The organism is Oerskovia sp. NPDC060338, from assembly GCF_042726295.1.
GTDB lineage: Bacteria > Actinomycetota > Actinomycetes > Actinomycetales > Cellulomonadaceae > Oerskovia > Oerskovia merdavium.
Genome location: NZ_JBHXCQ010000012.1, coordinates 38,040 through 47,835, shown reverse-complemented (window position 1 = coordinate 47,835; position 9,796 = coordinate 38,040). Strand labels below are relative to the sequence as shown.

At 71.0% G+C, this 9,796-nt stretch carries 6 protein-coding genes; 3 read left to right on the top strand and 3 right to left on the bottom strand.

Annotated elements, in window-relative coordinates; genetic code table 11:
• Positions 1–122: 122 nt before the first annotated feature.
• Together ACFWGN_RS15355 and ACFWGN_RS15350 are read right to left on the bottom strand one after the other, a co-directional pair.
• A complete protein-coding gene (locus ACFWGN_RS15355; protein WP_377617956.1) occupies positions 123–2,579 on the bottom strand; it encodes a GH36-type glycosyl hydrolase domain-containing protein in 2,457 nt (818 codons plus the stop codon).
• A gap of 126 nt (positions 2,580–2,705) precedes the next feature.
• Positions 2,706–4,928, bottom strand: coding sequence for an NTP transferase domain-containing protein (locus ACFWGN_RS15350; RefSeq protein WP_377617954.1), 2,223 nt, complete (start codon positions 4,926–4,928; stop codon positions 2,706–2,708).
• 303 nt (positions 4,929–5,231) lie between these two features.
• Here ACFWGN_RS15350 and ACFWGN_RS15345 point away from each other — a divergent pair, with 303 nt between their 5' ends.
• The 3 genes from ACFWGN_RS15345 to ACFWGN_RS15335 all read left to right on the top strand — a co-directional run bounded on the left by ACFWGN_RS15345 (position 5,232) and on the right by ACFWGN_RS15335 (position 8,988).
• Positions 5,232–5,897 carry a DUF4190 domain-containing protein gene (locus ACFWGN_RS15345; RefSeq protein WP_377617952.1) on the top strand — a complete coding sequence of 222 codons (666 nt, stop codon included), beginning with the start codon at positions 5,232–5,234 and terminating at the stop codon, positions 5,895–5,897.
• Entirely contained in the window at positions 5,894–6,547 is a 654-nt protein-coding gene (locus ACFWGN_RS15340) for a septum formation family protein (protein WP_377617950.1), read from the top strand. The genes ACFWGN_RS15345 and ACFWGN_RS15340 overlap by 4 nt, the downstream gene beginning before the upstream one ends.
• A 110-nt stretch (positions 6,548–6,657) precedes the next feature.
• Positions 6,658–8,988: a glycoside hydrolase family 3 C-terminal domain-containing protein gene (locus ACFWGN_RS15335; RefSeq protein WP_377617948.1), complete on the top strand. Its 2,331-nt coding sequence runs from the start codon at positions 6,658–6,660 to the stop codon at positions 8,986–8,988.
• A 51-nt stretch (positions 8,989–9,039) separates the two neighbouring features.
• Here the strand turns inward: ACFWGN_RS15335 and ACFWGN_RS15330 are convergent, their stop codons facing one another.
• Positions 9,040–9,789, bottom strand: coding sequence for a TetR/AcrR family transcriptional regulator (locus tag ACFWGN_RS15330; protein ID WP_377617947.1), 750 nt, complete (start codon positions 9,787–9,789; stop codon positions 9,040–9,042).
• Positions 9,790–9,796: the final 7 nt, after the last annotated feature.

Genomic DNA, 9,796 nt, shown 5'->3' with positions numbered 1-9,796 from the left:
CTCCACCGTTGTCGACACGCGAGCTACAGGTCAAAGTTACCCCCCGGGTCGTCATATTGGTGTTTGTCTTTTTTTTCAATTATCACCCCCCCACAACCCCGTTCTCGGCAGCTGAGGGCGACTCAGCCCAGCGTCACGACGACCGTGACCTCGGAGCCCTCCGGCTGGACCGGGATCGGCTGCGTCGGGTCGAGCTCGACGCCGTCGAGCGTCACCGACCGCACGCCCTTCGAGACGTGGTCGGGGTTGCGGACCTCGATCTCGTAGACCGCGCCGCGCCACTCACGGCGCACCTCGAAGCCGTCCCAGTCCTTGGGGATCGACGGGTCCACGACCAGGCCGTCGAGGGCCAGGCGCACACCGAGGATGTACTTGGTGGCCGCCGTGTACATCCAGCCCGCGGTGCCCGTGAGCCACGGGTTCTGCGCCTTGCCGAACCACTCGTGGTCGCGGCCGTACAGGAACTGCACGTAGGCGTAGGGCTCGGCCCCGCGGACCTCGATGTTGTCGTTCTGGTTGTACGGCAGGATCGCGTCGTAGAACTGCACGGCCTCGTCACCGCGGCCCAGCATGGCCTCGGCGATGATGGGCCACGCGTTCGGGTGCGAGAAGATCGCCGCGTTCTCCTTGATGCCCGGGTACACGCGCGTCACGAACCCGACCGTGTCGTCGACCTTGGTGAACGCCGGCCAGTTCAGGTGGTTGCCGTACTCCGAGCCCAGGAGCTCGCGCACCGAGTCCATCGACGCCTCGCCACGCTCCTGGGTGGTGATGCCCGCGATGACGGGCCACGCCTGGTGCTCGAGGAAGATCTTGCCCTCGTCGTTGTCGTTCGAGCCGATCTTCACGCCGTCGCGCGTGTAGCCGCGGATCCACCAGGCGCCGTCCCACAGCTGGGAGTCCGCGACCTTCGCGATGCGCTCGAGCTCGGCCTCGTACTTGGCGACGTCCGCTGCCGCGCTCTCGTCCCCGGCCGCAGCACGGTGCCGCGCGAGCTCCAGGAACGCCTGGATGGCCCACGCGTGCAGGAACGTCACGAGCGAGGTCTCGCCGCCACCCAGGTTGAGGCAGTCGTTCCAGTCGGCACGCAGCCCCAGGGCCACGCCGTTCTGACCGACCTGCTGGCTCGAGAAGTCGAGCGCGCGCGTGAGGTGCTCGTACACCGTGGCGGGCGTGCCCTCGGCGAACGGGATCACCTCGTCGAGGAACTCCAGGCGACCGGTCTCCTTGACGAACTCGACGACCGACGGCACGAGCCACAGGTGGTCGTCCGAGCACGTGTCCTCGAGACCGTGGATGAGGTCCTTGGGGTCCGGCGTCGGGACGATCGTCGGGGACGGGACGTTCGGCAGCTTGGGCGCGTCGGGGTCGAACGCCTTGGGCTCGAACAGGTGCAGGCCGTAGCCGGCCTCCGTCTGGGCCCGCAGGAGCTCCACGATGCGCTGGTGCGTCTTGGTCGGGTTGGTGTGGATGACGCTCATGACGTCCTGAGCCGTGTCCCGGAAGCCCAGGCCGCTGCGCCCGCCGACCTCGACGAACGACGCGAAGCGCGACCACACGACACAGGTCTCCGCCTGGAGCAGCGTCCACGAGTTGATCATCGTGTTCATGCCCTCGTGGGGCGTGCGGATGCGCAGCTTGTCCTGCTTGGCCTTCCAGAAGGCGGCCAGGCGGGCGCGCTCGGTGTCGACCGTCGCGACGTCCGCGTACTTGGCCTGCATCGCCCGGCCGGCCTCGGCGCGCGAGCCGTAGCCGAGCATGTAGACGAGCCGCTTGGTCTCCCCCGGCTGGAGCGTGATCTTGTGCTGGAGCGCACCGCAGTGGTTCTGCGTCGTCGCGCTCTCGTTCGAGCCGTGCCCGCGCTCGATCGCGATCGGGTTGGCCTCGGACCGGTAGGGGCCGATGAAGTTGTCGCGGAGCGAGTCGTACGACGACGGCGTCTCGCTCGACGCGAAGTAGTGGAACGTCCACGGCTCGTAGTACGCGTCGTACTCGATGATGCCGTCCTCGTAGGACGACCCCGTCGAGTAGAGCGACATCTGGAGGTTCTGGTTGTCGATCGTGATCGTGTGGAAGGAGAACTCCACGTACGACCCGACGGTCAGCTCACGGACCTCGTCGGTCGTGTTGGTCAGGCGCACGTCCCAGATCTCGACGTCGTCGTCGAGGGGGATGAAGATCGTCTGCTGGGCGTCGATGCCCTTGTACTGCGCCTCGAACGTCGAGTAGCTCAGGCCGTGGCGCGTCGTCCACCGACCGGCACCGCCCGCAGGGTCGATCGGGTCGCCGTCGGCCGCGAGCGGCTTGCCCACCGGCTGCCACGACACCGACCAGTAGTCGCCGTCGGCCTCGTCGCGCAGGTAGACGTAGTGCCCCGGGCGGTCGAGCGGGACGCCGTTCTGGCGGAACCGCGAGATGCGGCCGGTCTGCGCCGACTTGTAGTACGAGTATCCGCCGCCGTTGTGCGAGAGCACGGTGCAGAAGTCCTTGGTGCCCAGGTAGTTCGTCCACGAGACGGGGACGTCGGGGCGCTCGATGACGTACTCGTCGCGAGCTGTGTCGAAATGGCCGTAACGCATCGTCGGGTCGGTTCCTGTCGGTGAGGTGGGGTGGGAGGTGGTGAGGTGGGTCGGTCCGCGGCGCGTCGTGGCGCCGCGGACCCGTGTCCGAGCCTCCGAGGTCGCGGGACCCTGGGGGCGGGAGGCTCAGACGCCCGCTGTGACGAAGCCCTTGAGCCAGTCGAGCAGCTCGGTGGCCTTCTCCGGGGAGTCGGCCTCGACGAACATGCGCAGCACCGGCTCGGTCCCGGAGAACCGCAGGAGCGCCCAGTTGTCGTTCTCGAGGACGATCTTGGTGCCGTCGAGGTGGGAGATGCTCACGACCGGGTAGGGCCCGACGTGCGTGAGCGGGTCCGCCTCGAGGCGACGCGGCACGGCGACGCGCATCTCCGGCGTCGAGTCGACGCCCGCCTCGAGGGTGTAGAGGCGACCCGTGATCTCGTAGATCATCTCGCGCAGCTCGGAGATCTTCTTGCCCGTGCGGGCGAGCATCTCGACGACCAGGGCGCACGCGAAGATGCCGTCCTTGCCGAGGATCCAGCCGCGGACCGTGAGGCCACCCGAGGACTCTCCGCCGAGGACCGCGCCGATCTCCTCCATGCCGGCCGTCACGTGCTTGAAGCCGACCTTGACCTCGCGCGACTCCTCGCCGAAGTGCGCGGCCAGCCGGTCGAGCAGGTGCGTCGTCGCGAGGTTGCGTACGACGCCGCCCTTCTCGCCGCGGAACTCGTGCAGGTACCAGTAGAGGAGGAGCAGGAGGTCGTTGGTCGAGATGTACTCGCCGGTCTCGTCGACGATGCCGATCCGGTCGGAGTCGCCGTCGGTGGCCATGCCCAGGTCGTAGCGGCCGTCGCCCTGCTTGATCATCGAGATCAGGGTCGACAGGCGCTGCAGGTCCGGCGCGGGCGCGATCCCGCCGAACAACGGGTTGTGCGAGGCGTGGATGAACTCGGAGCGCACGCGCATGTCGTTGAGGATCGTGCCGAGCGTGAGCTGGCTCGTGCCGTACATCGGGTCGACGATGACGCGCAGGTCCGAGCCGCGGACGGCGTCGACGTCGACGATCTTCTCGATCGCGTCGACGTAGGGCTCGGTGAGGACCTTGTCCACGACCAGGCCCGCCTTGCGGGCGACCGCGAGGTCGAGCGTGATGACGTCGTCGACGCTCAGTGCGTTGGCCTCGTCCTGGTAGCGGTCGGTCTCGTCGTCGAGGGGCAGCGATCCGTCCTGGCGGAAGACCTTCATGCCGTTCCACTCGGGCGGGTTGTGGCTCGAGGTGACGATGATGCCGTAGGCCGCACCGAGGTACGGCGCCGCGAACGTCACGAGGGGTGTGGGGACGTCGTCGGGCAGGAGGGTGACCGGGATGTTGTTGCCCGCGAAGACCTCGGCCGCCGCGACGGCGGACTCGCGCGAGAGGAAGCGACGGTCCCCGCCGATCACGACGCCCAGCCCGTCGATGCCCTTGCGGACGGTCTCGTTCGCGATCGCCTGGCACAGGCGGCGCACGTTCGCGAGCGTGTATCCCTCACCGATGATGGCGCGCCACCCGCCGGTGCCGAACACGATCTTGGTGTCGGTGTTCTTCTTGGGCATGAAGAGCCGCTTGAGGAGGATGTCCGCGGCCTCCTGGAGCTCCTCGGGGGTGTTGATGCCCCGGACCTCGTCGGTGTCGTAGATCCGGTACGACGAGATGCTCTTGTGCTTGGCGATGACGCGGCGGGCGAGCTCGGTGAGCCGGTGCTCGCCACCGGCCAGCATCGCCTCGAGCTCGGCGAACAGCAGGCCGGGGGACGCGACGTAGGCGCCCACGTTGACCTCGGTGGGGGTGCCTCCGCTCCCGGCGTCGGCCGGGCGGTCCTCCTCCTCGAGGATCGCGGTGATCTCGCCGTCCTCGCGGACGATCCGCCCGTAGGTGGGCAGGTCCTCGGTCACGACGGCCGCGAGCAGCGAGAGGTCGGCGCCCTTGAGCGTGTGGCGGGTCAGGAGGCCCAGCAACGACTCGGAGCGCAGGAGCGGCGTGTCGGCGTAGGCGACGAGGACCTCGCGCGCGGGGATCGCGAAGGCCTCGATCTCGGCACGCGCCGCGAGCACCGCACCGCCGGTCCCCGGCAGGTCCTGCTGCTCGACGTACGTGAGGTCGTCGCCCAGGAGCCCTCGGACCGTGGTGTCGCCGGGGGCGACGACGACCACGATGCGGTCGTCGGCGACGACCTTGCGGACGTTGGCGACGGCGAGCTCGACCACGGTCGCTTCGCCGAGCGGTCGGGTGATGAGCTCGCGCGACGCGTCGTCGTGACCGGCAGCGAGAACCACCGCCGCTCGATCGTTCGTGGTGGCGGGAGCCTGTGCGGCCTGTGGCAGGGTCATGACGTCCTCACTGCTCGGTGATGCGTCGTGCGCGACCTGTGCCGGCCGCGCTCGGTAGGGCACCGGAGAGCCGAGCGAAAAAAGCACGACTCCTTCCAAATCCCTCGTACGAGAGACCGCGGATGCCCGGTACCACCACGATCATAGACACGCGGAAGGCCGTGTCGAGGGGCTGAGGGCGGTTTGGGGTGGAATCCTCACAAAATAATCGCGAGTGCCCTGCCGCGGCCCCGACAGGCCACCGCGGGGCGAGTCCTGTGGGGAGTTCCACCGAGGTCCGCGCCGCGTCGCTACGGTTCTCCCATGACCTCCTACCCGCCGCAGGGTCCCGGCGCGCCGGACCAGGATCCGACGCCCCCGCCGAACCCCTACCTCGCCCCCGGCGGACCCACGCGCCAGCCTCCGCTCGTCCCGTACCAGCCGCCCGCGGCGGGTATCGAGGACGCCCCCGTCGAGCCCGACCCGTACTTCCCTCCCGCGGGCCCCGCGGGGGCCGGGTTCCCGACGACGCCTCCGCCGGTGGGCAGCCCGGCCCACCCTCCGTACGGCGCGCCGGGGACACCGGTCCACGGGAGCCCCTACGGATCCCCCTACCCGCCCGCGCCCGGACATGCGCCCGGGCCGTACCCCCAGGGGCAGTGGCCACCTGGGGCGAACGCTCCGTACCCCGGCGCCCCTCAGGGCCAGCCCCCGGCATGGCAGCAGGGGCCGGCGTGGACGGCGTCGTTCGCGCCTCCTCCCCGACAGAACGGCCTGGCCCTCGCGTCGATGATCACGTCGCTCGCCGGACTGGCGCTGTGCTTCTTCCCCGGGGTCGTCGGCCTGGTCCTGGGCATCGTGGCCCTCCAGCAGATCTCGCGCGACGGGACGACGGGACGCGGGTACGCGATCACCGGGATCACGGTGGGAGCGGTCATGACGGCGCTCCTCGCGCTCTGGTTCATCGGCATCGCGGCGAGCTCCGCATGAGCACGCCGCCCCCCGGGTACGACCAGGCCGTCTACTACGCGCCGGGCTGGCAGCCGGCCGCCGCCCGGACCGAGCCCCTCGCCGTGGCCGCGATCCCGACGGGCCTGCTGCTGGGGCCGGTCGGGGTGGGCGTCGGAGCGGCGGCGCTCGCCCGGATCCGGCGGGACGGCACGCGAGGCGTGGGCCTCGCGTGGGCGGGCATCGCCCTGGGCCTGGCCACGTCGCTGACGGCCATCGCCGTGACGGTCGCCCTGCTGCTGGGCGGCGCGGCGACGCGCGCGCTGCCCGCCGACGTGAGCGCACCGCAGGACGCGCACGCGCGGCAGCTCGTCCTGGGGAACTGCCTCGCCGAGCTGCCCGACGACGGCGCCGTCACCACGGTGCGCGTCGTCCCGTGCGGGGACCCGCACGAGGCGCAGGTCGTGGCGCGCACGGACTTCTCGACCGACTCCGTGTGGCCGGGCCAGGACGGCGCGGACGCAAAGGTCTCGCGCGTGTGCGTGCCCGCGGTCCTGGCGGACGACGTCGACCCTGCGGGGATCGAGCTCTCGGTCTGGACCCCCTCCGAGGACTCCTGGGCCGAGGGCGACCGGACCGGTCTCTGCCTGGCCGCGACGCCCGTGCTGACCGAGGGGTCGCTCATCGACTGAGCCGTCGATCGGCACACCCCGGACCACATGCCTACCAGTCGGTAGGTTTCTCGGATAGTCTCGGACGAACAAGCAGAGCGGCTTGGCCGCGAACCCTGAGGAAGTGCACCGTGAGCAACGAGAACCCCGCCAGCCCCACCACGGCACGTGCCGCCGGACCGCTCGACGTCGAGCGGCTCATCCAGGAGCTCACGCTCGAGGAGAAGGCGTCGTTGACGTCAGGGCTGGACTTCTGGCACACGCAGCCCGTCGACCGCGTCGGCGCAGAGGTTCCTGCGGTCATGGTCACCGACGGTCCGCACGGGCTGCGCAAGCAGAGCGGCTCCGCGGACCACCTGGGCCTCGCGAACTCGGTCCCCGCGACGTGCTTCCCCACGGCCGCGGCGCTCGGTTCCACGTGGAACGTCGAGCTGCTCGAGCGCGTCGGACGGGCTCTCGGCCGCGAGACCCGCGCGAACGACGTCGCGGTGCTCCTCGGTCCGGGCATCAACATCAAGCGCTCGCCGCTGTGCGGTCGCAACTTCGAGTACTTCTCCGAGGACCCCGTGGTCTCGGGCGACCTGGGCGCGGCGCTCATCAACGGCGTGCAGAGCCAGGGCGTGGGCACCTCGCTCAAGCACTTCGCGGCCAACAACCAGGAGACCGACCGCATGCGCGTCTCGGCCGACGTCGACGAGCGCACGCTTCGCGAGATCTACCTGACCGGGTTCGAGCGGGCCGTCACCAAGGCCTCGCCCTGGACCGTCATGTGCTCGTACAACAAGATCAACGGCACGTACGCGTCCGAGGACCACTGGCTCCTCACCGAGGTCCTGCGCGACGAGTGGGGCTACGACGGCGTCGTGGTCTCCGACTGGGGAGCGGTCTCGAACCGCGTGCCCGCGCTCGCCGCGGGGCTCGACCTCGAGATGCCTGCGACCGGCGGGCGCACCGACGCCGAGGTCGTCGCGGCGGTCCGCGCGGGCGAGCTCGGCGAGGCGATCCTCGACCAGGCCGTACGCCGCCACCTCACGCTCCTGAACCGGGCCCTGCCCGCGCTCGCCGAGCCCGGGACCTACGACGTCGCCGAGCACCACGCCCTCGCCCGCGAGGCCGCCGCCGAGGGCGCGGTCCTCCTGCGCAACGAGCCCGTGGACGGCGCCACCGTCCTCCCGCTCGACCCCACCCCCGCGGCGTCGATCGCCGTCATCGGCGAGTTCGCACGCACCCCGCGCTACCAGGGCGCCGGGTCGAGCCAGGTCCAGCCGACCCGCCTCGACGACGCTCTGACGCAGATCAACGCGATCACCGGCTCCGAGGTCTCCTTCGCGGCCGGTTTCGGCATCACGGCCGAGGTGTCCGACGCCGACGACGCGGCCCTCCGCGAGGAGGCCGTCGCACTGGCCCGGGACGCCGGGACGGTCGTCCTCTTCCTGGGGCTGCCCGCGAGCCACGAGTCCGAGGGCTTCGACCGCGACGACATGGACCTGCCCGCGAACCAGATCGCGCTCCTCGAGGCCGTCTCGGCCGTGTGCGCGCGCGTCGTCGTGGTCCTCGCGAACGGCTCGGCCGTCGCGATCGCGCCCTGGCAGGACCGCGCCGCGGCGATCCTCGAGGGTTGGCTCGGCGGCCAGGCCGGCGGCGGGGCGATCGCCGACCTGCTGTTCGGCGTCCGCAACCCGTCGGGCAAGCTCACCGAGACCGTCCCGGTCCGCCTCGAGGACAACGCGTCGTACGGGAACTTCCCGGGCGAGCTCGGGCACGTCCGCTACGGCGAGGGAGTGCTGGTCGGGTACCGCTACTACGACGCCAAGCGCATGGACGTCGCCTTCCCGTTCGGCCACGGCCTGTCGTACACGACGTTCGCGTACGACGACCTGTCGGTCGCGGTCTCGGGCGAGGGCACGACGGCGTCGCTCACCGTGGACGTGACCGTCACCAACACGGGGGACGTCGCGGGCGCCGAGGTCGTCCAGGTCTACGTGGGCGACCCGCAGTCCGCGGTCGAGCGCCCCGAGCGCGAGCTCAAGGCGTTCGGGAAGGTCTCACTCGCACCCGGCGGGACGCGCACGCTCACGTTCGAGCTCGACGCACGCGACCTGTCGTACTGGCACCCGGTGCTGCGGCGCTGGGTCGTCGAGGGCGGCGAGTTCGTGGTGTCCGTGGGCGCCTCGTCGCGCGACCTGCGCGGTTCGGCCACCGTCACGGTGGTCGGCGAGGACGTCACCCTGCCCCTGACGCCGTCGTCGACGCTGAGCGAGGCCCTGGCCCACCCGGTGGCCGGGGCGATCCTGCGCGACGCCATGGCGGCGGGCGACGACGGGTCGTCGGCCATGGCGATCGACGAGAGCATGCTGGCCATGGCCGGCGACATGCCGCTCCGGGTCATCGCGGCCTTCGACGGCATGATGTTCGACCAGTCGCAGCTCGAGCAGCTCCTCGCGGCGGCCGACGCGGGCTGACCTGCCCACCGCGGGGCGCCTCCGGACCGATCGGTCCGGAGGCGCCCCGCGTCACACCTGGTGTGCTTCCGGTCCGGGAGCCGTGGCACGCGCCGTCGTGCCGTCGTCGGCCAGGACCAGCGCGACGTAGGACCGCAGGCCGGCCGCCATGTCCACGGGCGGGCGGGCACCCCCGCGCTCGAGCAGGAACTGGACCTGGAGGCCGTCCATGAGCGCGATCAGGGCGCGAGCCGTCGACGGGATGTCGGTCCCCGGCCGCAGCCGCCCCTCGGCGGCCCGTTGCGCGAGCTCGCGACGGCTGCGCGCGAGCACCTCGTCGTACCGGTGCTGGAAGAACTCGTGCGCGGGGTGCTCGGGAGACGTCGCCTCGGCCGACAGGATGCAGTAGAGCTCGATGATCCCGGGCCGGGCCGCGTTGCGCTCGACCAGCCGGATCAGCGACTCGAAGTAGTCCCCACCCTCCTCGAGGTCGGCGTAGAAGACCGCGAGATCGACCTCGTCACGGTGCTCGAGCACCGCCTGGAGGAGGCCCGACTTGGTCGGGAAGTGGTGGAGGAGGCCCGGGTGGGAGATCCCGACGCGCGAGGAGATCTCGCGCAACGACGCCGAGTGGTAGCCGACCTCACCGAAGAGCCGCATCGCGGCCTCGAGGATCTCGTCGCGCTTGGCGCGACCCTTCGCGTACCCGCGCGGGGCGATGTCGGACGCCTGGGCGGGTGCTGCCCTGCCGGGCGTCCCTGGCCGGGTTCGCTCCGCCGTCGGGCCGTCGGTGTGCGCGGTGCCTGCCGCTGTACTGGGCATGAGCCCT

Coding starts and splice junctions, on each gene's coding strand:
- ACFWGN_RS15340 (WP_377617950.1), top strand. CDS start 5,894: ATGAGCACGCCGCCCCCCGGGTACGACCAGGCCGTCTACTACGCGCCG.
- ACFWGN_RS15330 (WP_377617947.1), bottom strand. CDS start 9,789: ATGCCCAGTACAGCGGCAGGCACCGCGCACACCGACGGCCCGACGGCG.
- ACFWGN_RS15350 (WP_377617954.1), bottom strand. CDS start 4,928: ATGACCCTGCCACAGGCCGCACAGGCTCCCGCCACCACGAACGATCGA.
- ACFWGN_RS15345 (WP_377617952.1), top strand. CDS start 5,232: ATGACCTCCTACCCGCCGCAGGGTCCCGGCGCGCCGGACCAGGATCCG.
- ACFWGN_RS15355 (WP_377617956.1), bottom strand. CDS start 2,579: ATGCGTTACGGCCATTTCGACACAGCTCGCGACGAGTACGTCATCGAG.